Genomic DNA, 24,831 nt, shown 5'->3' on the forward strand with positions numbered 1-24,831 from the left:
TGCATTTCAAACAATGTATGCGGAAGATTGTTTTGGCACAGATCTTTACAAGTGAGCAAAATTGATTTGCCCCTAATTATTCTTCCCTGATAGCCGCTATTGGGTTGTTCATCGCCACCCTGATCGCCTGAAAAGAAATGGTTACTTGTGCAATCAGTATGGTAGCAAATGCTGTTAACACAAAAACCCACCATGGTAAGGTAATACGATAAGCAAAATGATGTAACCAATCGCTCATCACAAGATACCCTACTGGTATGGCGATGCTCAAGGCAATAATGATCAATTTGATAAAATCGAAGGAAAGTAATTGAACGATCTCACGGACGGAAGCACCTAATACCTTTCGGACACCAATTTCTTTCACCCTCTGTTCTACTGCAAAAATCACCAAACCAAGTAAACCAAGACAGGAAATGATGATGGACAGCAAAGAGAAAGCTATGGACACGTTTGCTATCGTTAGTTCACTTCTATATAGCTGATCGTATTCCTGATCTACAAATTGATAAGTAAAGGGGTAGTTTGGATTGATTTCCGTATAGAGCTTTTCTAACTTCCGTATCGCTTGTTTCGTTTGTCCGGCTTTTATTCGAATAATTACAAAACCAAAATATTCATATTCTTTCACGTCCAAAACTATTGGTTTAATAGGGTCCCGAAGGGATTGGGTATGAAAATCTTTCAGTACTCCAATGATATGGCCCTTTTTATTCCAAGCAGAAATCCATTTTCCGATCGGATCTTTCATGCCCATTTGTTTCACAGCTTCCTGGTTTACCAAAAATGCGTCTGCAGAGTCCGTTGTCACCTCTTTAGAAAAATCCCGACCTTCCACTACCGTTAATTTCATGAGTTTGATGAAATCGAACCCTACAGAGGCCGGTTTGAAAGGCACCACTGCCTGCGCTGGTTTGCCTTGCCATTTTACCGGATCGGTTACTTCAAATCCCATCTCGTGAGGTGCTTCGGTACTACGGTCGATCCGTTCAATTTCCGGCATCCGTTCCGCTCGTTCTTTGAAAAGACGATAGGTATTATAATTAGCGAGTTCACCCTCAATACGGATATACAAGAGATTTTCCCTGTTATAACCCAGATCCGTTTGCTGTATATGATTCATTTGTCTTGAAATAACAATCGTAGCCATAATAAGTAAACTGGAGAGGGTGAACTGAAAAACAGTGCTAAACTGCTTAAACCGGATGGCGCTTTGTTTGGAACGGATAATGCCTTTTAAGATCTGAACCGGCTTTAAATTAGCTAAATACAAAGCGGGATAGAGGCCGGCTAAAGTTCCGGTAATCACACCGATCTCCATCAGGTGGAACCAAAAGGAAAGACGGGAAAAAGGATAATTTAACACCTTCTGTACCAATACATTAAAAGCTGGCAACAAGATAAGCAAGAGGAGAGCGGCTAAACAACTGGCCAATAAAGCGAAGAGAATAGATTCTCCCAGAAACTGGATGATGAGTGAAATACGTTTTGATCCCACCACCTTTCTTAATCCAACTTCTTTAGCTCTTTTTACCGATTTTGCCGTAGCCAAGCTCATAAAGTTGAGACAGGCCATCAATAAAATAAAAATGGAAACGCCGCTGAATATTCGTACATATTCAATTCGCCCGTTTTTGGGATGTCCGTTAAGAAAATGATTGTAAAGGTACTGATCGCTAAAACGCTGCAAGCCGAATTGATACGTAACACCAATCTGTTTTTCTAAGCGTTTGGTAAGAAAGGTATTTAGTTGATCTTGCACTTGATGGACATCCGCTCCTTCAGCAAGCTGTATATAGGTAAAGAAGTCGTTTGAAGCCCATTCCAAATCGTTCTTTTGTCTTTCCCAATTGAGTAAAAAATCAAACTGTAAGGAGCTTCGCTGGTCGACATTCTCAAATACAGCCGTGATGATAAAGTCCATTTTATTTTCGTAACGTAACGTTTTACCCATTGCTTGCTGCGGGCTGCCAAAGAATATTTCAGCCATCTTCCGGGATATAGCGATTCCATTATTATCTGTTAATGCCGTTTTTGCTGAACCGGCAAGCAGCGGATAGCTAAATAGTTTAAAAAAATCCGCGCTAGCTCTTGAACCTTCCAGTTTCACCTTTTTTTCACCTACCTGAAAAGTTTCCGGATGACCCCAGGGAAGTTCATAACCCGTCGCATAAAAAGATAAGCCGGTAATTTCCGGGATAGACTCCTGTATATCTTCTATCAAAAAAGATAACTGTCTTGTTGCTGCAATCGAGTCTCGATAGACAGTTATAGGGCCAGTATACGTTCCCTCCGTCTTTCCGTCGGCAGTGACGGCCGAGTAGACGGTATATAGCTGATCGACATTTTGATGGAAATGATCTTTTTCACGTTCATCTTCTATCCATAAGTTGATCAATAGGTAACACGTGATACCTAATGCAAGCCCAACAAGGTTTATTAGGCTGATAGTTCTGTACGCGAGCGCATTCCGCCAGGCGATTTTAAAGTAACTCCGGAACATAAGACTATTTTTTACTCACCTTTATATTTTTAAAGAAACCGTCCGAATTGTTGCCCACCCAAAGTCCTAACCAGCCGGTTTTAGCACTACTCAATTGTTCTACTTTCAGTGCCGGCTGAGCGGAATCTTCTACATATACGGCGATATTAGGGTGTTCGATGACAATACGTACATGAAACCACTTGTTCGGATCCAAATTCTCCGGTAAACTAGCCTCATATTTTCCTGGAGAATCCCTCCTTAACTTATCCCAGGTATAATGGTCGTGGGCAACATATTGTACACTATGATCCTTCCGTTCTGGATTTTGGAAATTAAATGGCCGAAAATAAACGGCATCATAGGTGCTATCGTTCACACCGTGGAAAGCGACGCCAACAAAACTTTCCTGAAAGGCATTCTTCCCTTTAATATCCAGTTCAATCGTACCATTGCTAAATGACAGGCTATCAAAACGTAGGTGACCATCTCCAGGTCGTTTATCAAGATGAACTTCATTGGCAGTGAAAGTTGCCTTTCTATTATAGACGAAGGTTTGTGCTCGATCTTCGCTGGGGTTAAATTGCCAGTAATTCTGCTGAGCCGAAGCGATTAAAACCCCGATTATGCTACATAATAAGGTAGTAAAAGATTTAGTTTTCATGATGTTGGAATTTGTATCTTTGTTTTCGTTGAATTATGTGATTTACAGACACCAAGGTATAAACAGGCTTGTAATTATCATCAGGAATGCATGTTCAATATTGTTCAAATTGGTTCACGGTAGATAATGCACGATAAATGACTGACACCCAAAGGCAACATAAAGAGCGCTGTTTGCAGCTTATTGAGGATCGACTCGGTTGGGGGTCATCTGCTGACTGGTCAAATATGGATTTTCAGCGCCTGAGCGATTTGATTTATGAAGAGACCAAGGTATTGCTGAGTGCAAGTACATTAAAACGATTATGGGGGAAGGTAAATTATGAGGGTAATCCAGCACCGTCTACCTTAAACACCTTAGCTGTTTTCCTGGGTTATGAAAATTGGCGAACGTTTGTCTCACATGAATGTTCAACCAGACCGGCCCATATCCCTCCCACTGTTCCACATGCAAAAGCAAGAAGTATAAGTTTTTGGAAACCAATCGTTTGGTTAGTCATTGTTGCAATATGTTTATGTTTTGCTTATGCTTTTCTTTACCAGAAAGACAACCGAAAAATATTGGAAAAACAGGGCCTGTCGGCAACAGATTTTTCTTTCAGCAGCAAGCCTTTAGCCAAAGGGATACCAAACTCGGTTATATTTACGTACGATGCTTCTGAAGCGCCTGTTGATTCTCCCATCTATATTCAACAGAGTTGGGATGCTAGGAGGCGCAAACAGGTAGCAAAAGATCAACACCAATTTACGTCTGTTTATTACGAACCGGGCTTTTTTACCGCAAAGTTAGTAGTAGGTAAACAGGTTGTTAAAGAACATCCGCTGTTGATTCCTTCAGAAGGCTGGCTGGCCACTATTGTCAGGAATCCCGTTCCCATCTATTTAGAACGAACTAATTATACTAAAAAAGACCAGCTTTCTATACCAGTTAGCCTGATTGAAAAGTATAAAGTCAGCCTGATGCCGCAAGCCCCGACCGTGCGATATTTTAATGTAGGGAATTTTAAAACCTTAGCAGTGGGCGATTTCTTTTTTGAAGCGTGGATGAAAAACAATTATCCCGCCGGAAACAATGCCTGCCAATTTTCGCAGGCTATGCTGATTACGGATGGAGCGCCTATCACCATTCCTTTATGTATAAAAGGGTGTGTTTCGGAATTAAGTTTAATGAGTGTCGATCAAATGGTATCAGGCAAAAACGCCGATTTATCCGGTTTTGGAGTTGATTTTGCCAATTGGGTAAAAGTCAGTTGTAAAGGAAATAAGGAACACATCCAGTATTTTGTGGACGACCGTTTGGCCTTCGACGTACCACTCTCATCCCAACAGACACAGATTGTTGGCCTGAATTTTACCTTTATGGGAACAGGCGCTGTAAAAGGCATTAAGCTTGGACATGCCAATGAAGTGGTTTATCAGGAATTTTAACCGCATTTTGTTTATAATTGTTCTAAATAATTCGCATATTAGCACAAAAAACAACTATGAGAAAACTATTTTCTACGACCTATTCCCGTGTTGCTTTCAATTTTGCTACCCTTGTCCTACGAATAGGATCGGGAATCTTTATGATCCCACACGGTTATGCCAAACTCCTTTCCTTTGGAGAGCGAAAAGACCAATTTATGTCCTTTCTTGGTTTGAGCGGGTCCGTATCGCTTGGGCTTGCCATTTTTGCCGAATTCTTCTGTTCGATATTATTTATTGGTAGTCGGCCTTTTCACCAGATTAGCAACCATACCTTTAATCATCACTGCATGGGTGATTATGTCTGTTCATCATTGGGAGCTTTTTGGCAAACATGACTTAATCTATTTATTTCTGACCAGCTATTTAGCTGTCCTGCTCTTAGGCCCGGGAAAGTTCAGTTTAGATGGATTGATCAGCAAGAAATGAAACCCTGCAATTTTCACTAATTCCTACTCATAAATAATTTGCAGTTATGCCCTGATTTACTATCTTTGCCGACACCAAATATTGGGGGTTTAGCTCAGCTGGCTAGAGCGCTTGCCTGGCAGGCAAGAGGTCACCGGTTCGACTCCGGTAATCTCCACAAAATGTAAAGCGACTCGATGAGTCGCTTTTTTGCGTATAAGACTTTTTCGGAGCTATATGGACCTATCACCGTACGGACGGAAAGGAACCAAAAAAAGTCGTTCTGGCGAGGCCGAACGACTTTTCTTATTGATGTCTTTTTTCTCTATTAATTCAACACATACTTGAATCCGAGACTGAAACGAGACGGCTCAAAATTTGACCTATTTGAAAGGTTCCACCAGGGTTTCCAATCGAAATGGAAGGCTAAAGGTGCAGAAGGCACCTTATATTCTAATCCTAAAGCAGGACGAATGGCAAAATAAGTTTCATTTACAGGCCCGAAATCAATAAAGCTCAATTGAGGACCGACGCCGATATACCAGTTTAGACCTGCGGCGCCACGAACCGGAGCGTTATAAGAATAGTCAGCTCCAAGCACTACGTGATTATCGGCAAACAACACCTGCACATTTCCCGCGTCATTCGCGCTAAAAAAGTGTTTCAACTGTGGCCCTACCAAGGTGCGACCGTCACCTAGGTCAATTCCAAGGCCTAGTGCTGTACGGTACTGTGCCTTTGATTCCTGAGCAAAAAAAACGAATAAAAAAATTGTTAATAAAGATAAAAATCTTCTTTCCATAATGTATATATTAACTTTTTATAAAAGCGTCCTTAAAGAGACGCAACAATTGCCGTTCTAAAGCAAATTTCTTGCCAAACATACAGGCGACGTCTTTTTTTTTGCGATTTTCACCATTCTTTACTTTTACGCTGTCTTTTCCAAGACATGTAAAGGGGATAGAACAAGGGTTGGAAGTAACTCCTATGGAAGCAAGCCTGTAGGCATACCGCCGGCTTCTCAATTAAAGGTACACTGTTCGATAACCAAAGAAGCAGCACCTATGAGCTGCACTTCCTTCGGGAAGTCGGAAACGGCAATCGTAGTTTGCTCCGCTAAGCGCGGAATACAAAATTCGTTGATCGCCTGATGTATCGGTGCGAGCCAGATCCTACCCGCTGCACCGCCTCTACCGCTGAGCACTATTCTTTCGGGATTCATAATGTGAATTAACGTCGCCAAGCCTTTACCGATCATAAATCCGCCTTCAGCCAATAGCGACACCGCGAGGGGGTCACCTTGTTTCGCAGCATTCAACAAATGTTCTCCCGGGTGGTCCGATTCGTCTAAAAACAGCAGCTCCAGTTTAGACTTAGCGCCCGTTATCATTTCTGACTTCGCCCTTTCTACCAAGACCAACAAAGACGCGTCAACTTCTAAGCAGCCTCGCTTTCCACAAGAACAGAGATTGTTGCTGTTGGCTAAAGGTATATGGCTAAATTCACCGGCATAACCATTATGTCCGGAAAAAAGAGAGCCGCCAACAATCATTCCCAAGCCGATCCCCCAACCAATATTAACCACCATGACATCTTTATAGCCCTTTGCTGCCCCGAAATTCAGTTCGGCCATAGCGATTGCGCGCGAATCGTTGTCAATATAAACCGGGAGTCCTATTTGTTTACTTAAATAGGTTGGCAGATGCTCTTGAGCAGGAAAAAAAGTGTGATTAACGCCTTCTTTCATGTTGTAAACACCGGGCATTGCAATGCCGACACCTAAAATCTGGTCGGCAGTCAGGTTACTTTCAGTAAATACTTGTTTAATATACCCTACAAGGCGTTCTATGGCATCTGACGCGCCCGCAATTTCCAGACGAAATGACTTTATTGGTTGAACCAATTCATTGCCCAAATTATAAATACAGATGCGTGTCTCCAATTGATCAACCGCTACCGACAGCAGGTATATCTTCTTATTCTTGTTTAAAAGGTAGGTATTGGGCCGCCTCCCGCCCGTCGATGGCGCCAGCCCGTATTCTACAATATATCCTTCTTCTAATAATGCAGCAATGGATGACGACACGACGGGCAAACTTTTATTTGTCATGGTACATAAATCTGCTAAAGATAAAGCGCCGTTATAATATAATTGCCTAAGAATAGCCTTTCGAAGATGTTGCTGTTTCAGTATTTTCCCTGTCAAACCGGTTAGTATTTAATAATTATCCTAAATTAAACAATAATTGCATATCCTCCTAATGTTAATTGTCTTCTGTCTGCTTCGCTCTTTTAATACCCTCAGATTATAAAGTTGACAGCACTGCTTGTCGCGGTTTATTTTAGTACCGGTTAATTGGGGCAGAAAAGCACAAAAAAAAGAAGGGCTGAAACTTCAAGCCCTTCTTTACTATTTTTTGCTGATGGATTATATTAAATATTTTCCTCAACCAATTGATGTAAATCCAATACTTCGCTGCTCTTTTTGCGTGTTTCATTCGCAAGCTTTGCATCGCTTGCCAGGGATTTTCCGTAGGATGGAATCATCTCCCGGAATTTGGCTTCCCAATCTTTTACCTGCTGTGGAAAACACTTGTGCAACAGTTTTACCATAATAGACACAGACGTAGAAGCCCCGGGTGAAGCACCCAGTAGTGCAGAAATGGTACCATCCGCACTGCTTACCACTTCCGTACCGAATTCCAAAACGCCACCATGTACTGGATCTTTTTTAATCACCTGCACTCTTTGTCCGGCAACTTCCAACTCCCAATCTTCCTTACGGGCTGTCGGTACATATTCGCGTAGGGCATCAATTCTGTCGTCTGGCGACTGCCGAACCTGATCGATTAAGTATTTGGTGAGCTTCAGGTTATCTAAGCCTGCGGCCAACATCGGCCGAATATTATTAATCTTAATGGAAGCCGGCAGATCCAACCAAGATCCATTTTTAAGGAACTTCGTCGAAAAACCCGCATAAGGACCAAAAAGCAAAGCCTTTTTACCATCGATAATACGGGTATCCAAATGCGGAACCGACATCGGTGGGGAACCCACTGCAGCTTTTCCGTAAACCTTTGCCTCGTGTTTAGCAATTACTTCGGGGTTGGTACAGCGCAACCATTGGCCGCTTACCGGGAAGCCTCCGAAGCCTTTTCCCTCTTTGATGCCAGACTTTTCAAGCAGCGGCAAAGCCCCACCACCGGCACCGATGAAGACAAATTTTGCAATGACCGTGCGCTTACGTTTTGTTGTGCTATTCCTCACCTCAATTTTCCATCTACCATCAGGCAAACGTTCTAAATCGCGCACTTCATGTGCTAAACGAAGCTTAAAATTAGCTTGCTTCTTCAGGTATTCAAACAAGCATCGTGTAAGTGCACCAAAATTAACGTCCGTTCCGATATCCATTTTAGTGGCCGCAACCGGCTGGTCGGCTTTTCTGCCTTCCATTATTAACGGAATCCATTCTTTAATAAGTTGCGGATCTTCTGAATAGCCCATCCCTTTAAAAAGGTGGTGGTCTTTCATCGTCTCATATCGCTTTCTCAGATAACTGACATTGGTATCACCCCACACGAAGCTCATATGAGGAACGCTCCGAATGAACTGAGCCGGATTTTTCAGCACGCCCTTGTCGACCAATTGCGCCCAAAACTCTTTTGAAACCTCGAACTGTTCAGCAATGCTGATCGCCTTTTTGATTTCTATTGAACCGTCAGCCAACTGGGGGGTATAATTTAGTTCGCACAAAGCGGAATGTCCCGTTCCCGCGTTGTTCCACGCATCTGAGCTTTCAGCTGCTACTTCGTCTAAACGTTCAAAAACTTCTATACTAGCGTCTGGCCGAATCTGGTTTAACATGATGCCCAAGGTAGCGCTCATGATTCCCGCACCTATCAATACAGCATCCTTTTCCTGAATGGTGTTTTTGTTACTTTTAGTCATTTCAATCTATGGTTTGCAAAAATAACACCATCTGTTTACATTTTCTTAAAAAAAGTCAAAAGAATTCAATTATTTACATATATAGTACAAAGTAAGTTCCGGTTTAAAGGGACTATTATCGATACCTGCCATCTTTTTATTCGGAGGAGCAGACCTATACGTCAACCACTTTTTTTTCAGCCTCTACCATTCTTTTTCAAACAATGTCTTATATTCGTTAACTACATAAAAACAATTAGAATGACCAAGAAAATTGCGGTGCTCTTCGTTTTATTAGGCTGTTTTATCCTTGCGAGCGCCAACACCGAAATAGGCGCAGAAAGGACGCAGCAATCGGTATTGTTAAAAATGAACCTGAAGAAAGGGGCTTCTTACCTTTTTAGCACCAACATCGATCAGCTCGTCAACCAAGAGGTGATGGGAAATAAAATGGACATCAAGCAGCAAACGCAGGTCGACTACCTGTATCAGGTGCTCGAAAACAACGCGCAAGACATGAAAATCAAGTGCACCTACCAAAATATGTCCATCCATATGGAGACGCCTCAAGGGGACTTACATTTTGATTCCAAAAGCGCGGAGAATGCGGAAGGGCCATTAAAGCCCGTGGGCAATATGGTTGGCAAGAGCTTTTTCATGTACCTCAATCCGGAAGGAGAAGTAACAAAAGTGGAAGGGATGCAAGAGATCCTAAACGCCATCGGTGGGGACGCCACTACGCAGCAAATGCTGAAACAACAATTCAGTGATTCGGCCTTTATGAATATGATGAATATCTCCCTAAACATTTATCCGAATAAAGAGATGCAACCGAATGAAACTTGGCAAAAAGACTTTCAGATGCCGATGGCCGGCATGATGGAAATGGACTTACAAAATCGTTATACTTTAACCAATTTAAGTGGGAAGCAAGCTGACATAGCCGTCCAATCCGACATTAAACTAAGTCCGCTATCAGGCAGTCCTTTAGGAGCCATGGAATTTAACCTTACAGGCACACAAACAGGTGCTATTCAGGTAGACACCTCAACCGGCCTCATCAATACCAGTAAAATACATCAAAAAATCAATGGCGACATTTCCGCACAAGGCATGAAAATACCGATGCAGATTACTTCTGAAATTACCTTAACCGGCAGGGAGTTGTAGACGTTGGGCTGTTGGCGATAAGCTTTAAGCTGTAGGCTTTAAGCTCCAGTGCTCCTGCCACTGCAACTGGACTACAACTGCTACTATTTAATCGTTCAAAACGAACAACCCGCAACTGGCAACCGGCAACTAATAACTAGCTAAGGAGATCAGTTGATTGCTATAGGGCAAAAGACGTTGTCGTCCGTTTAAAAAATCAAGACTTATAACAAAACCATATCCTGCTACTATTCCGCCGAGTTGCTGAACAAGCTTGCTGGCAGCCACTACCGTTCCGCCGGTGGCCAGCAGGTCATCGTGGATCAGCACGCGCGTACCCGGTTCAAAAGCGTCTGTATGGATCTCAATCGTTGCTGAACCGTATTCTAAGTCATAAGCTTGTTTTGTGGTGTGGGCGGGCAGCTTCCCCTCCTTTCTTATCGGAATAAAAGGTATTCCCAATCGATTTGCCACCATTAAGCCGAATAAAAAGCCTCTACTTTCAATGCCCGCAATCACATCAAAGGAGATTCCACTTAAGCGCTGTACAAACTCCTCTGTCACCAGATTACATAGGTTTGCGTCTTTAAGAATCGGGGTGATATCCTTGAATACGATACCGGTTTTCGGGAAATCAGCCACATCCCGGATTGTTGCTTTCAGCAGATTCTCTATCATCTGTTAAAATTTAAATAAGGTGCAATTTTACGTAAATATTTTTCATCGAATACCGGAATCTTAGACAAATCTTCCAAAGCCGCATAAGCTCCATGTTGCTTTCTATAGGCTAGCATTAGCCGCGCATACTTTGTACTGATGTAAGGATGTTTCCGTAATTCGTCAAAATCTACCTCGTTAATCCGAATACGCTTCACGTCGGCGCTATCTACTTGTAGGTAGCGCTCAATCTGCTGGTACTTTGCCGTATCCAAGCCATACACCTCTTTCAGTTGTGAGATAGCATGAAAGCCACCGAGTAAATCTCTATAACGGACAATTCGAGAGGCGAAGACCGGACCGATGCCTGGTAGGGCCAATAAAGCGAGGCTGTCGACCTTGTTTAAATCGAGCACTGGAAGATCCGCCGTCACCTTGCCGAGGGCGTATTCTTTCGGCCGACTGACTGAATCGTTCCGCGCAGGTATCACTATGGGAGCTGCGCTAATTTCAATATAAGGTTCAAGACGTTTATAGTCGTTCTGCGACAATGTGTATATTTTGCGCAAATCCTCTTTCTTTCTGAAGCTGCCTCCCTTTGCTTCGAAATTTTTTATGTTTTTAATTTGTTTATCCGTCAGGCCCAATTGCTGCCATTGGGCGGTTGCTAGCTTATTCGGATCGAACTTGAAGTAATGGACAGCTGTGGCCGACAACGAGGATTCCTCCGTCACTTCTGTCGGTTCGAAATTCGTTAGCCCTTCCAAATCGTCCTCCAACAACTCATGAATTTCAGGTTCCGGTTGGTCATGCAAGCTGTAAAAAAGCGGCGCAATCCATACCACCGTAATCAGCAACAACAAAACAGCAATACCATTTAACTCCTTTTTGTGAAAGCCGAAATGTTTTTGCAGTTTCCTCAGCATTTTCTAGTCCTTTTTAGCAATCAAATAATATATCGGAATCCCGATTAATACGATAATCAAGCCTGGCCAGGTGAAAGTCGGTTGATAGATCAGCAAGCCAATACAGATGGAGAAAGCGGCAATGACGTAAATAGCGGGCAACACCGGATAGCCAAAAGCCTTATAACTTCGCGGTATATCAGGACGCTTCTTCCGAAGTATAAACACCCCAATAATGGTCAGCGCATAAAATATCAGCACGACAAAAATAACATAGTTCAGGAGATCCCCATATTTGCCCGTCAAACAAAGGACAGAAGCCCAAATACATTGGGCCCACAGCCCCCAGCCCGGCACTTCAAATTTGTTTAACTTCCCTGCGGACTTAAGAAAGACTCCATCATTTGCCATCGTGTAATAAACCCGCGCTCCCGATAATATGAGTCCGTTATTACATCCGAAGGTGGAAATCATAATCATAACAGCGATCACGATAGTGCCTACATTCCCAAAAATCGTGTGGGAGGCGACGACGGCCACGCGATCGGCCGGTGCAAAGGCAATATCCGGTAAAGAGACAGTAGCCAGATACATAATGTTGGTAGAAACATAGATCACCGTAACAATCAATGTTCCTAAAAAAAGACTTAGGCCGATATTGCGCTCCGGGTTTCTTATTTCCCCGGCGATGAATGTGACATTATTCCAGGCGTCGCTTGAAAACAGGGAGCCTACCATAGCCGATACAACGGCTGCGAAAAGGGCGGCTCCGCCGATATCGACAAAGGTTTCCCGATTAACATCCCAGGTTTTCGGCACCCAGGCATCTGTCCAGTTCAAGTTCCATATATCGGCCTTGAAAGCGGTCATAAGGCCTAAGATTGTCAATCCGCCCAGCGACAAGATCTTAACGATCGTCAGCACAGTCTGCAAGATCTTTCCATTTTTAACGCCTCTTGTATTAAGCCAGGTAAGCACTACGATAACGCCGATGGCAGTAATTTGTGCAGCGTTCAGCTGAAACACGCCCTGCTGATAGAGTATATGCTCGTCACTTACGACCGGAAACAAATAGGCTGTAAACTTGGCAAATGCGACACCAACGGCCGCAATCGTTCCGGTTTGAACAACGGCAAACAGCGCCCATCCATATAAGAAAGCCACCAAGCGATTATAGGCTTCCCGTAAATAGACATACTGCCCGCCCGCCTTCGGAAACATCGCGGAGAGTTCGCCATAACTCAATGCCGCCGTTAGCGTGATGGCACCGGTCAGCAGCCATATTAGTATTAACCACCCTGCACTGCCTACTTGACGAACGATATCGGCGCTGACAATAAATATCCCCGAGCCGATCATGGAGCCTACCACTAACATCGTGGCGTCCAGCAGACCCAGTTCTTTCTTCATATGGTTTTCGGAGGGTATTTGATTCATGACGGTTGTGGGATAACAAAAAACGAATGTAGAAAAATATTTTCGTGATTTTTTAAAAAAATAAATTTGATTATTTCGATAACCCTGTTTATTTTCAACGAATTATTTACCCTTTTAGGTAAGAGCACCTTTTATATAGAACCTTTTATAAACGTTATAAATTCATTTAAATTATGGACTTTCTACACAGTAATTTAGCGTACATCATACCGGTGTTCGGGCTAATTGGGATTTTAGTAATGATTGGTAAATCAAGGTGGGTCATCAAACAAGATGCGGGTGATGCCAATATGCAGGAGCTGGCTGGTCATATAGCCAATGGCGCTATGGCGTTCTTGAAAGCCGAATGGAAAATACTGTCCTATTTCGTCATCATTGCAGGCATTTTGCTGGCGTGGTCGGGCACCCTGAGTCCCTATTCCAGCTGGGTGATTGCAATATCCTTTGTTATTGGGGCCATTACCTCTGCATTCGCCGGCTACATCGGCATGCACATCGCAACGAAAGCCAATGTGCGCACGACACAAGCTGCGCGCAGCAGTTTAGCGAAAGCCTTAAAAGTTTCCTTCACGGGAGGTACCGTTATGGGGCTGGGCGTGGCTGGTTTAGCGGTTCTCGGGCTCGGTTCACTTTTTATTGTTTTTTATACCATTTATGTTGTCAACACCAATGGCGAGGTCAACGGTATGGAAATGGAGAGAGCGCTGGAAGTGTTAGCGGGGTTTTCACTAGGTGCCGAATCCATTGCCCTATTTGCGCGCGTTGGCGGTGGCATCTACACCAAAGCCGCCGATGTAGGCGCCGATCTAGTAGGTAAGGTAGAGGCCGGGATACCGGAAGACGATGTTCGCAACCCGGCCACCATTGCAGATAATGTAGGCGACAATGTGGGCGATGTAGCAGGTATGGGTGCCGATTTGTTCGGCTCTTATGTGGCCACCATTTTAGCAACCATGGTATTGGGGAGAGAAATCGTTTCAAATGACGATTTTGGCGGCATCGCTCCTATTCTGCTGCCTATGCTTATCGCAGGCTTAGGCCTTTTATTTTCTATCATCGGCGCTTCCCTTGTAAGGATTTCCGATGAACAAGGAAATGTTCAAAAAGCACTGAACATTGGCAACTGGACTTCCATCGTATTGACGGCGGTAGCCTCTTTCTTTGCCGTGAACTGGTTGTTACCCGATACGATGAACATCAGGGGATTTGAATTCACCAAAACGGACACCTACATGGCGATTATTGTCGGGTTGATCGTAGGCGCCCTGATGAGCATCATTACGGAATATTATACCGCCATGTCAAAGCGCCCGGTGCAATCCATTATTCAGCAATCGTTAACCGGTCATGCCACCAATATCATCGCCGGCTTAGCCGTAGGCATGGAGTCGACCGTACTTCCTATCCTCGTTTTAGCATCAGGTATCTATGGCTCTTATCACTTTGCAGGCCTTTATGGGGTAGCGATTGCGGCGGCAGGGATGATGGCTACAACCGCCATGCAATTGGCCATTGACGCATTCGGCCCCATAGCCGACAATGCGGGAGGCATTGCCGAAATGAGCCAGCTTCCGGAGGAAGTTCGCGGACGGACAGATAACCTAGATGCTGTGGGGAACACAACGGCAGCAACGGGAAAAGGTTTTGCCATCGCTTCGGCTGCCCTAACCTCCTTGGCTTTGTTTGCCGCTTTTGTGGGCATTGCCGGGATTGACCGCATAGATATCTATAAAGCCGACGTGCTGGCCGGTTTATTTGTCGGCGGTATGATACCCTTTATCTTTTCGGCCCTGTGTATTGCTGCTGTAGGGAGAGCGGCGATGGACATGGTGCAGGAAGTAAGAAGACAATTTAGGGAAATACCCGGCATTATGGAATATAAGGCAAAACCCGAGTATAACCGATGTGTAGAGATTTCTACGAAGGCTTCTATACGGGAGATGATGTTGCCGGGCGCCATTGCGCTTATTGTGCCTATTGTGGTCGGATTTAGTTTCGGTCCGGAAGTGTTAGGTGGCTTACTGGCCGGCGTTACCGTGTCGGGCGTACTGATGGGCATGTTTCAATCAAACGCCGGCGGGGCTTGGGACAATGCCAAAAAGTCCTTCGAAAAAGGGGTCGAAATCAGGGGCGAAATCTATTACAAAAAATCCGATCCGCACAAGGCATCGGTTACCGGCGATACCGTTGGCGATCCTTTTAAGGATACGTCCGGGCCGTCTATGAATATTTTAATTAAGCTGATGTCCATTGTGTCGCTGATCATTGCGCCGCACATACACGTCAATAAAGCGGCACTCAGCGAAAACCGAAGGAGTCCCAAAACCGAGCATGTCCATCAGTCGATCCACGCAAAGCATGTAACAAATCCGCAGAAAAACCAGCTATAACTTTCCGAAGGCGCTAAAATAAATAGCGCCTTCTTTGTTTATCAAATAAAAGTTGTAGGTTTGACTTTCTTTTAATAAAAAGCGATGATTTTAAACAAAAAAGACATCAACCTGCGCAAACATGCTATCATTTTAGAAAAAACCACACCCTATTTTAAAATAAATTCAATTCAAAGTACTTCAAGTAAAAACTAGTTTTTATGTTTTATAAGAAATCGATCCCCTCACTGATCAAAGAAGCACAAGAAAGCGGAGAAGGCACTTTAAAAAGAACCTTATCCAGCTATCATCTAGTAGCTTTAGGGGTTGGAGCCATCATCGGCGCCGGACTTTTTTCATTAACGGGCATTGCCGCCGCGGATAATGCCGGACCCGCAGTTATCCTGTCTTTTATTATTGCAGCAATCGGATGCGGCTTCGCTGGTTTGTGTTATGCTGAATTTGCCTCTATGATTCCCGTTGCAGGAAGCGCTTATACCTATTCGTATGCTACGATGGGTGAGTTTATTGCCTGGATCATTGGTTGGGACCTCGTGCTGGAATACGCGCTTGCAGCGGCAACGGTATCGGTGAGCTGGTCACAATACTTTTCTCAGTTCTTAGCCGAAATAGGTGTCCATCTGCCAGCTTCACTTTTGCATGGCCCCTGGGAGGGAGGAATGATTAATGTACCTGCTATCGTCATCGTTTGCTTGTTATCACTCCTACTTATGCGCGGGACACAAGAATCCTCTTTTGTAAATAACGTATTGGTAATCGTTAAGATTGCAGTGGTCCTGGTTTTTATCGCCTTGGGATGGAAATTTATCGATCCAGCCAATCACAGTCCATTTATCCCAACTAATCCGGGGGAAGAGGCCTTAAAAGCAGGCCAAATTGGCTTCTTCGATTTCTTCAGTAGTCCGGAGTTCGGTCATTTCGGAATCAGCGGCGTATTAAGGGGCGCGGGCGTTGTCTTCTTTGCGTTTATCGGTTTCGATGCGGTTAGTACTGCTGCACAAGAGGCGAAAAATCCACAAAAAGGTATGCCGATCGGCATCATCGGCTCGCTCTTGGTATGTACTTTATTATATGTGTTGTTTTCCTATGTCATGACCGGCTTGGAAAACTATACGGCCTTTGCAAACGATGCAAAACCGGTAGCCACTGCCTTTGCCAAGACAGGCTATACCTTCCTTAATTTAGCGTTGATCATTGCTATTCTTGCCGGATATACATCGGTTATCTTGGTGATGTTGTTAGGGCAAAGCCGTGTTTTCTATACCATGAGTAAAGATGGCCTGTTGCCAAAGTTCTTTTCTGACCTTTCTAAAAACCAGACGCCTTGGAAGTCGAACCTACTTTTCATGGTTTTCGTCAGCATTTTTGCCGGTTTTGTACCCGTATCTGATTTGGGACACATGGTAAGTATAGGTACTTTATTTGCATTCACCTTGGTTTGTATCGGCGTGATTATATTACGCAAGAAAGATCCGCATATGGATCGCCCTTTTAAAACCCCGCTCGTACCGCTTGTACCTATTTTAGGTATTGTGATATGCGTAACGATGATGGCCGGTTTACCGATAGAGAGCTGGGAGCGCCTAGCCATTTGGATGGCGCTCGGTATTATTATTTATTTTGCCTATAGCAAGAAGCACAGTCTTGCCCGCTTACAAGCAGAACGTAATAAATAACACACCATAAAAAAGGGCCTCGGCCCTTTTTTTATTTACGGTTATCGACGCTTTCCTACATTAGGCTTAGCAACGGAAAAATATAACTTTGTATATAACATAAGATTTACATAAGTTTGACCCGCTAAAGTCATCTGCATGTTTTTCAATATAAAGGAAATTGCGTCCGTCTCCATGATCCTCTTCGCGATCATCGACATATTAGGTTCTATCCCTATTATTATCGACCTGCGCCAAAAGGCGGGAAAAATAGAGTCAGGGAAAGCCAGTATTGTTGCCATGGTGCTGATGATCGCCTTTCTATTCATTGGTGAGAGCATGTTGAAATTAATCGGCATTGACGTGGCCTCATTCGCTATTGCCGGTTCTTTGGTGATCTTTTTTATCGCCATGGAGATGGTACTCGGCATGACTTTCTTTAAAGAAGATAGTTTTGAAACCGCTTCCATTGTACCTTTGGCCTTCCCCTTGATCGCCGGAGCGGGGACGATGACGACCATTCTCTCCCTGAAATCGGAATACGCCACACAGAATATTATTGTCGGTATACTCGTTAATATCGCTATTATATATGTGGTATTAAAGAATACGTATAGACTTGAAAAGTTATTGGGGCGTACCGGACTCGCAGTGCTAAGGAAGGCTTTTGGTGTTATCTTATTAGCGATTGCCATTAAGCTTTTTAGGAGTAATACGGGGTTGTAATAAATTCAAAAGTAAAAATTCAAAATTCAAAATTCAAAAGTAAAAAGTAAAAAGTAAAAAGTAAAAATTCAAAAGTAAAAACCCCGAAGGGCTCATTGATGCCTTATTAAAATAAGCAAGACATCAATAATTCAAAAGTAAAAAGTCAAAAGGCTTTGCTGAGGGTGACGACTGGAGGAACACCTGCAACTGATAACTGACAACCGGCAACTGACAACCGCAACTGACAACTGGCAACTGGCAACCGGCAACCGACAACTATCAAGATCTCTTTATCAGCCTAGCCACGAACATGGTATCGGCTCGGTGTTCATAGCCTTTCAACAGGGTCATACGCTCTACGGTTAAACCCAGTTTTTCGGCAAAAGCTATCTGCTCTTCATTTTCTTGTCTATACATGGAGCAGGTAATATACACGAGCGGCTTATTGGCCTTCAAGTGTCGAACGGTATTTTCCAGAATAGCGCGCTGAAGTTCCACAAAATACTGCAGTCTTCTGCTATTAAAATGCTGCATCATTTCGGGGGTTCTACCCCAGGTTCCGGAGCCCGAACAAGGCGCATCCAGTATAATCCCATCAAAGGTTTCATCACCAAGTATGACGGATGGATCTTTGGTAAGGTCAATAATTTTCCTTCGATAGTGCTTAATGGCAGCCTGCTCAAAGCGTTCATCCAAGTTTCTTAATATACTGGACCTTACATCACTAACAAGCAGGTCGACACCGGGGTATGTTTGCATTAAAAGAAGCGACTTTCCTCCGGAAGCGGCACAAGCGTCCCACCATTTCTCTCCCGCTTTCGCTTCAAAATAGGTACTTGTTTGTTGGGAAGAGCGATCTTGCACTTCATAAGCACCTTTTATTTCTGCATATTGATCAAGTTTGACACCATTATCGAGTGCCAGACAGTGGCTATCAACTGATTCGTAGTGCAGGTTGTTGCGCGTCAAACAGTTTTTAACAACGTTCTCCGCCCCCGGGTGGATCCGTATAAAAAGTTTTGGTTGCTGAAACAAACTTTTCAGAAAGCGCTGTGGCTCCAAGCCCGTCGAAGCATCCTTTATTAAAGGAAAAACATCATCTATATTAAAAGGGAACAATTCGGATAAAAGGTGCAGCTTTTTGTCGATCTCTTCTCCTATGGAGTCAGCCAAAACCGGATTGAACAATGCTACTACATCACTTTCAGCCGCGCATAAATATTCAGCAACCGTCAAACGTTCTAAAAATGGCCAATCCGCAAGTGCCTTACCCAGTCGGAAATAATTATAGACCCAACGCGAGAGCGTACGTCTATCATTGGATCCCATTTGCTTATTTTCTTTAAAAAAAAGGGTAAGGAACCTCGAAAGCGGCTCTTTACCCTCATAGGTGTTCAACAAACGTTCGAAGCTTCTTAGCTGTTGTGAAACACGCTTTTCATTCATTCCGATTTTTCTTTATAATGGTCTGTAAGACTGACCATTAAATTGCAATAAACGCACACTGTTATTGACATAACCGGTAGCGGGATCACGCACAAATTCAAAGCCTATTGATACCCCTTTGTGTTTTTCTTTGAGTAGTCGGTCGGCGTAATCTTTTGGATACATCGCTAACAACCTGCCGAAGAACACGCCCGTATCATAGCCTTTAAAAGCGAACTCGGTGGGATTAACGTTAAACGAAGAGAAGTAATCCCTTTTAAATTGCTGTACTTCCAGATTTTTCTCATCAACAAAGTAAGAAGAACTGATAGAAGTACGAAGGGCTGCCAGGTAATCCGGGTTCAAATCGAACCGGCTCCAGTTCGGGTGACCGATTAAGGAAATATCGTAGGCACTTTCCGTTTTCAGTTTATAGAGGCCTGCCAGCAGCTGTGCTATAAAAAACTGATTAGTAGAAGCGTTTACAACGATGTTCCTTCCGACGGTGTTCAAATTTATTTCGATTTCACCTAAGTCGGTTACCTCATTATACTTCACATCTAATTTATCCAAGCTGGCACGGAGTGGAACGAGCAGCTTTTCACTGTCTTCATCTATGTTATTTATGATGACAACATGATCCCCAATCTCAAATTCGGACGCAATATAGTTGGCCAACACCTGTGCATGAACGCCAATTGGCGGTGTAACCGTCACCAGCTTATTCGTCTGATATTGAGAAGGACTGCGGGCCGCCAAAGGCGAAATCTGCAACTTGCCAGCCAAGTTTGCCGCCGTGCTGAAAGCATCGATTTCTGTTGGAAAGATCGGGCCAACTATCAAAGCCGCTTCTTCTACACTTTTTCCAACCGCTAATCTTTTTACTTCGCCGGCATTGTCGCGACTGTCCAGCACCTCCAGTTTAAAATTATTGCCATTCCTGGTCAGATTATCCAGTCCTAATTTGAAACCCTGATAAAAATCCAATGCCAAGCTAGCGCGCTCTACATCTCTTTTGCCAGGCAAAGAGTCCACTACCTTATCCAATTGGAAAGGCAGTAGCAGGGCGATATTGTTGAAATGCCGCTTCTCGACAATCTCCTTATCCCGTTCCTTACGCTCCTCTTTAGTCGGCGCCTCTTTGGAAGGCTCTTTTGTATCTTTGCTACCTCCTCCAGGTCTTAAAACCTTGGGAGCGCAAGCTCCGAGTGTACCTAAAAGCAGCACAAAAGCGAGTATTTTACTCCCACTCAATGGTAGCCGGTGGTTTTGAACTAATATCATAAACAACTCGGTTTATCCCTTTTACGTGATTAATAATTTCGTTTGATATCTTCGCTAAAAGATCATATGGAAGATGGATCCAATCAGCCGTCATTCCATCCAGCGAACCGACGGCCCTCAGTGCAACGACATACTCATAAGTACGTTCATCTCCCATGACACCTACAGACTGCACAGGCAAAAAGATTGCCCCTGCTTGCCAGACTTTATTATACCAGCCCGACTCGCGTAGATTTCTAATATAAATAGCGTCGGCCTGTTGCAGGATGTTTACTTTTTCAGCGGTAATTTCACCGAGGATACGGATACCTAATCCTGGTCCGGGAAAAGGATGCCGGCCCAGAATCAAGGGATCGATCCCCAAGGCTGCTCCGACGCGGCGCACCTCATCTTTAAACAGTGTATTTAACGGTTCTACCACCTTGAGTTTCATGAAGTCCGGAAGTCCGCCCACATTATGGTGTGATTTGATGGTGGCAGAAGGCCCTTTAACGGATACTGATTCAATTACATCCGGATAAATGGTGCCTTGACCCAACCACTTTACTTCCACACCTTCGGGCAGCTCCTGCTGTACCTCATGGGCGGCGCTGTCAAACACTTCGATGAAAGCTCCTCCGATGATTTTTCGCTTCCTTTCCGGATCGCTTACGCCTTTCAGTTTATCATAAAAAAGCGCTTTGGCGTCGATACCTTTTATGTTTAACCCCATATGCTTATACGAATCGAGCACCTGCTCAAACTCGTCTTTGCGGAGCAAGCCATTGTCGACAAATATACAATGCAGGTTTTTTCCAATGGCCTGATGTAAAAGCACCGCTGCTACAGACGAATCGACTCCTCCAGATAACGCAAGAATTACATGATCGTTTTGTAATTTTTCTTTTAACTCGGCAATAGTCGTTTCAATAAAGGTATCAGGCGTCCAATCTTGGCTGCATCCACAAATATTTATCACGAAATTTTCCAGTAATTTCTTCCCGTCTAAACTATGGGTAACTTCCGGGTGAAACTGAATCCCGTAGGTATCGGAATTCTTAATATGATAGGCGGCTACTTCGACTTTATCCGTACTGGCAATGATCTCAAAGCCCTCGGGCACCTGTTTGATCGTGTCACCATGCGACATCCACACCTGTGAATCAAGCGGAACGCCCTTAAGCAAGGCGCTTTCTTGATTAACGAACAGTAGATTCGCCCGGCCATATTCCCTTATTTCGGAAGGAGTCACCTCTCCACCGGAATGTTGAGCGATATACTGAGCGCCATAGCAAACCCCCAACAGCGGAACCGTTCCGTGAAACTGATTGAAGTCTATCTGCGGCGCGCCTTCTTGGCGAACTGACGAAGGGCTGCCCGACAAAATAACGCCTTTTACATATTCGTCAACGGCAGGAAGATGGTTGAAAGGATGTATTTCACAATATACATTTAGCTCTCTGACCCGGCGAGCGATCAACTGTGTGTACTGCGAACCAAAGTCAAGAATAATAATTTTTTCTTGCATGGGCCAAAGTTAGGTATTTTTTTTACTTTCTTCCGCAGAAAGTAGATTTACTCCACGACAACGCCCATTGAACAGAATTTTTCAATCCGTTCATTCACCAGTGTTTTGACGTCTTTCGAGCTGAGCGCAAGAATATCTTTTACCACTTGGTCTTTTATCGTTTCGGCCATTTGAGTGGGGTTTTGATGTGCACCTCCTAAGGGTTCGGGCAATATCCCATCAATGAGGCCATTGCTGTACATGTTTTCGGCTGTCAGTTTTAAACATTCAGCTGCCTTTTCTTTATAATCCCAGCTTCGCCACAAAATAGATGAGCAAGACTCGGGGGAAATGACCGAATACCAGGAATGCTCCAACATATACACCTTATCACCAACACCGATACCGATAGCGCCACCGGATGCACCTTCGCCAATGATAATACAAATAACCGGCACCTTCAGCACAGACATTTCCAGCAAGTTCCGGGCAATTGCTTCTGCCTGTCCGCGTTCTTCGGCTTCGATGCCTGGATAAGCGCCCATTGTATCAACAAAGGTCACAACGGGTTTGCCGAATTTCTCTGCCATCCGCATGAGTCGCAAAGCCTTCCGATACCCTTCGGGGTTAGCCATACCAAAATTGCGAAATTGTCGCTCCTTGGTATTCTTACCTTTCTGATGACCAATAACCATGACCGAATGTCCACCCAATTTAGCCAAGCCTCCCACAATCGCCTTATCATCCCGCACATTGCGGTCGCCATGCAGTTCCACAAATTCGTCACAGATCATTTGAATATAATCTAAGGTCTGCGGTCTGTCCGGATGACGTGCCATTTGCACCTTTTGCCAACCGCTGAGGCTGCTATAGATCTCCTTACGGGTTTCTTCCAGTTTGCCTTGCAATTCGGTAACGGTTGCCGACATATCTACTTTCGTCTTCTCGGCCACTTGGTTTACCTTCTCAATCTGCATTAAGAGATCCGCAATCGGCTTTTCAAAATCAAATGTTGTTTCCATAAAGAAAATTTGGGGCTGCTAAGATACAGATTATTTTTTTATACCATAAAAGCCTGTTTAAAATTCATCTTTGCCATGGATTCTGTTTGATCAGTGGTGCTTCGGTATTTGATCTTTTGTCAACACTTGCTTTTCGCTCAGCAACTTTTCTTTCAACAGCGTATAGGGAACATCCTGTATTGCCAATTGTTTATCGATCGCAATTTCGGCCGCCAAGGCGGCGCTCTGTCCGAGGATCATAAACACCGGCTCCATCCTGATGGAGCCAAAGGCTATGTGGGAACTCGACATACATACCGGCACCAGGAGATTGATGCATTCCTCCTGTTTAGGAATAAGTGAGCCATAGGAAATCTGATAAGGTCCCTTTTTCGGTGTTACCCCGATATCCCCTTCGTTTTGAACATAGCCATCCTCCTTAATATAGCGTTGCACATTATGTGAATCCAATGCGTAGGATCCCATCCCCACGGGATCTTTTATTTCCCTTTCGCTGAAGGTATCGTGTTCGGTCATGACGTATTGTCCGATCATCCTACGGGCCTCCCGGATATACAGTTGATGAGGCCAGTGATCATTATCGGTAAACTCATCCTTTGCCAGTCCCCACTGCGCCATTTCTTCTCGAACATGTTCCGGCACCTTCGGGTCATTTGCCAGGAAGTACATCAATCCTTTTTGATATTGCTCATGCTCCTCGATAATTTCTTTTCTTCTTTCATAGCTTGCCTCCGGATAATCGTAATTCATGCCGATGAAATCCGTACTGAAGGGTCCATGGTTATTGGTATCCGTCTTCCTGTTTGGAATCATGTCAAATTTTTGGAACGTTTCGTTCCAACCCGCAGCAAAGACCCTCGCCAACAGTTCATAATTTTCCGCCTGATAACCTGGAGGCTTTGGAAAAGGCACCCGATTATCCGGATGATTACTTAAACACATCCTGAAACAGTAAGCTTGGACACGCCGATCGCCCGCGCCGTATGCTCCGGGATCTACTGCTGAAACCCCATAGAGTAAGCCACTGGTTGAGTCGCCCGGCACTTTATACGGACTGATATTTGTATCGAAATAATGGCGATGATGCAACACCCCCGTTTGTACCCCATTCCATTGCTCGCCATAAACATTCTTAGCCTCCCGGCCAACATGATAACTCACACCGGCTGCTGCCATCAAATCGCCTTCATAGCTTGCATCGATAAACATCTTGCCTTGGTAAGTTTTTCCACTTAAGGTGCGTATAGAAATAATCCTACTCCCCTCTTTTTCTACGCCCGATTCCCGATCCAGCCATTCATTCCGGTGTATTTCCAAAGCGTATTCTTTTACATAATTCTCAAAAGTCTGCTCGGCGACATGCGGCTCAAAAATCCACATCGTACGGGCGGCGCCGTCCATTGCCGGCGTACCCTGCCCTTTGTTGCCATATGCACTATGTTCTTCCCATTTCCAGGCAGCGCTGTCCTGATAATGCTGATAAACGCGATGGTAAAAATCCCTCGCCAGACCACCGATAACCGATTTATCACCGGTATCGGTAAAGCCAAGTCCGCCTGCGGACAAACCGCCTAAATGGGTGTCGGGAGCAACGACAATGACCGATTTCCCGGACTTCTTCGCTTGCACCGCCGCGCTGATGGCAGCCGAAGTGCCTCCGTAAATAACGATATCTGCATCATAGTTATGCGGATCCCTCGCTTTGCAGGCCAACAGGCATCCGGCAATCAAAAACAAAATAAAAAATCGTGTATTCATCATTCGAT

General features: G+C 44.3%; 19 protein-coding genes and 1 tRNA gene. 7 read left to right on the forward strand and 13 right to left on the reverse strand.

Going from position 1 to position 24,831, the window contains the following annotated elements; genetic code table 11:
• Positions 1 to 76: 76 nt before the first annotated feature.
• Positions 77 to 2,503, reverse strand: coding sequence for an ABC transporter permease (locus EPX21_RS18670; protein ID WP_134091187.1), 2,427 nt, complete (start codon positions 2,501 to 2,503; stop codon positions 77 to 79).
• Positions 2,504 to 2,507: 4 nt separating this feature from the next.
• Entirely contained in the window at positions 2,508 to 3,146 is a 639-nt protein-coding gene (locus EPX21_RS18675; protein WP_134091188.1) for a family 16 glycoside hydrolase, read from the reverse strand.
• 137 nt (positions 3,147 to 3,283) lie between these two features.
• Here EPX21_RS18675 and EPX21_RS18680 point away from each other — a divergent pair, with 137 nt between their 5' ends.
• The 3 genes from EPX21_RS18680 (at position 3,284) to EPX21_RS18690 (ending at position 5,198) form a co-directional block, all read left to right on the forward strand.
• Positions 3,284 to 4,573, forward strand: coding sequence for a hypothetical protein (locus EPX21_RS18680; protein WP_134091189.1), 1,290 nt, complete (start codon positions 3,284 to 3,286; stop codon positions 4,571 to 4,573).
• A 56-nt stretch (positions 4,574 to 4,629) separates the two neighbouring features.
• On the forward strand, positions 4,630 to 4,950 hold the full coding sequence (locus tag EPX21_RS18685; protein ID WP_134091190.1) for a DoxX family protein: 321 nt from the start codon (positions 4,630 to 4,632) through the stop codon (positions 4,948 to 4,950).
• A gap of 174 nt (positions 4,951 to 5,124) precedes the next feature.
• Positions 5,125 to 5,198: transfer RNA gene (locus EPX21_RS18690), tRNA-Ala, on the forward strand.
• Between the two features lie 150 nt (positions 5,199 to 5,348).
• Here the strand turns inward: EPX21_RS18690 and EPX21_RS18695 are convergent.
• From EPX21_RS18695 to EPX21_RS18705, 3 genes are all read right to left on the reverse strand, one after another.
• On the reverse strand, positions 5,349 to 5,822 hold the full coding sequence (locus tag EPX21_RS18695; protein ID WP_134091191.1) for a hypothetical protein: 474 nt from the start codon (positions 5,820 to 5,822) through the stop codon (positions 5,349 to 5,351).
• A 219-nt stretch (positions 5,823 to 6,041) separates the two neighbouring features.
• Complete coding sequence (locus EPX21_RS18700; RefSeq protein WP_134091192.1) at positions 6,042 to 7,226, reverse strand: ROK family transcriptional regulator; 1,185 nt, start codon at positions 7,224 to 7,226, stop codon at positions 6,042 to 6,044.
• A 227-nt stretch (positions 7,227 to 7,453) separates the two neighbouring features.
• Entirely contained in the window at positions 7,454 to 8,968 is a 1,515-nt protein-coding gene (locus tag EPX21_RS18705; protein WP_134091193.1) for a malate:quinone oxidoreductase, read from the reverse strand.
• Positions 8,969 to 9,208: 240 nt separating this feature from the next.
• Between EPX21_RS18705 and EPX21_RS18710 the strand changes: the two genes are divergently transcribed.
• Positions 9,209 to 10,117: a DUF6263 family protein gene (locus EPX21_RS18710; protein WP_134091194.1), complete on the forward strand. Its 909-nt coding sequence runs from the start codon at positions 9,209 to 9,211 to the stop codon at positions 10,115 to 10,117.
• Positions 10,118 to 10,246: 129 nt separating this feature from the next.
• Here the strand turns inward: EPX21_RS18710 and EPX21_RS18715 are convergent, their stop codons facing one another.
• The 3 genes from EPX21_RS18715 to EPX21_RS18725 are packed head-to-tail and all read right to left on the reverse strand — an operon-like array spanning position 10,247 to position 13,068.
• Entirely contained in the window at positions 10,247 to 10,774 is a 528-nt protein-coding gene (locus EPX21_RS18715; RefSeq protein WP_134091195.1) for an adenine phosphoribosyltransferase, read from the reverse strand.
• On the reverse strand, positions 10,771 to 11,679 hold the full coding sequence (locus tag EPX21_RS18720) for a helix-hairpin-helix domain-containing protein (RefSeq protein ID WP_134091196.1): 909 nt from the start codon (positions 11,677 to 11,679) through the stop codon (positions 10,771 to 10,773). The genes EPX21_RS18715 and EPX21_RS18720 overlap by 4 nt, the downstream gene beginning before the upstream one ends.
• A gap of 3 nt (positions 11,680 to 11,682) precedes the next feature.
• Positions 11,683 to 13,068 (reverse strand): APC family permease, encoded by a 1,386-nt coding sequence (locus EPX21_RS18725; RefSeq protein WP_240768731.1) that lies wholly within the window; start codon positions 13,066 to 13,068, stop codon positions 11,683 to 11,685.
• Between the two features lie 200 nt (positions 13,069 to 13,268).
• Here EPX21_RS18725 and EPX21_RS18730 point away from each other — a divergent pair, with 200 nt between their 5' ends.
• The 3 genes from EPX21_RS18730 to EPX21_RS18740 all read left to right on the forward strand — a co-directional run bounded on the left by EPX21_RS18730 (position 13,269) and on the right by EPX21_RS18740 (position 17,866).
• Positions 13,269 to 15,485 carry a sodium-translocating pyrophosphatase gene (locus tag EPX21_RS18730; RefSeq protein WP_134091198.1) on the forward strand — a complete coding sequence of 739 codons (2,217 nt, stop codon included), beginning with the start codon at positions 13,269 to 13,271 and terminating at the stop codon, positions 15,483 to 15,485.
• Between the two features lie 200 nt (positions 15,486 to 15,685).
• Positions 15,686 to 17,161, forward strand: a complete 1,476-nt coding sequence (locus tag EPX21_RS18735) for an amino acid permease (RefSeq protein ID WP_134091199.1) — start codon at positions 15,686 to 15,688, stop codon at positions 17,159 to 17,161.
• A 138-nt stretch (positions 17,162 to 17,299) separates the two neighbouring features.
• Positions 17,300 to 17,866, forward strand: coding sequence for a MarC family protein (locus EPX21_RS18740; protein ID WP_134091200.1), 567 nt, complete (start codon positions 17,300 to 17,302; stop codon positions 17,864 to 17,866).
• Positions 17,867 to 18,127: 261 nt separating this feature from the next.
• Here EPX21_RS18740 and EPX21_RS18745 read toward each other — a convergent pair whose 3' ends face one another.
• The 5 genes from EPX21_RS18745 to EPX21_RS18765 all read right to left on the reverse strand — a co-directional run bounded on the left by EPX21_RS18745 (position 18,128) and on the right by EPX21_RS18765 (position 24,826).
• Positions 18,128 to 19,294, reverse strand: a complete 1,167-nt coding sequence (locus EPX21_RS18745; RefSeq protein WP_134091201.1) for an RsmB/NOP family class I SAM-dependent RNA methyltransferase — start codon at positions 19,292 to 19,294, stop codon at positions 18,128 to 18,130.
• A 12-nt stretch (positions 19,295 to 19,306) separates the two neighbouring features.
• Positions 19,307 to 20,557 carry an amino acid ABC transporter substrate-binding protein gene (locus tag EPX21_RS18750; RefSeq protein WP_134091202.1) on the reverse strand — a complete coding sequence of 417 codons (1,251 nt, stop codon included), beginning with the start codon at positions 20,555 to 20,557 and terminating at the stop codon, positions 19,307 to 19,309.
• Positions 20,514 to 22,064, reverse strand: coding sequence for a glutamine-hydrolyzing GMP synthase (gene guaA, locus EPX21_RS18755; RefSeq protein ID WP_134091203.1), 1,551 nt, complete (start codon positions 22,062 to 22,064; stop codon positions 20,514 to 20,516). The genes EPX21_RS18750 and guaA overlap by 44 nt, the downstream gene beginning before the upstream one ends.
• A 47-nt stretch (positions 22,065 to 22,111) precedes the next feature.
• On the reverse strand, positions 22,112 to 23,065 hold the full coding sequence (locus EPX21_RS18760) for an acetyl-CoA carboxylase carboxyltransferase subunit alpha (RefSeq protein WP_134091204.1): 954 nt from the start codon (positions 23,063 to 23,065) through the stop codon (positions 22,112 to 22,114).
• A 90-nt stretch (positions 23,066 to 23,155) separates the two neighbouring features.
• The gene (locus EPX21_RS18765) at positions 23,156 to 24,826 is read right to left on the reverse strand and encodes an FAD-dependent oxidoreductase (protein ID WP_206106111.1); all 1,671 of its coding nucleotides are present in this window, start codon (positions 24,824 to 24,826) and stop codon (positions 23,156 to 23,158) included.
• Positions 24,827 to 24,831 lie beyond the last annotated feature (5 nt).

It is taken from the genome of Olivibacter sp. XZL3, assembly GCF_004368405.1.
Lineage (GTDB): Bacteria > Bacteroidota > Bacteroidia > Sphingobacteriales > Sphingobacteriaceae > Olivibacter.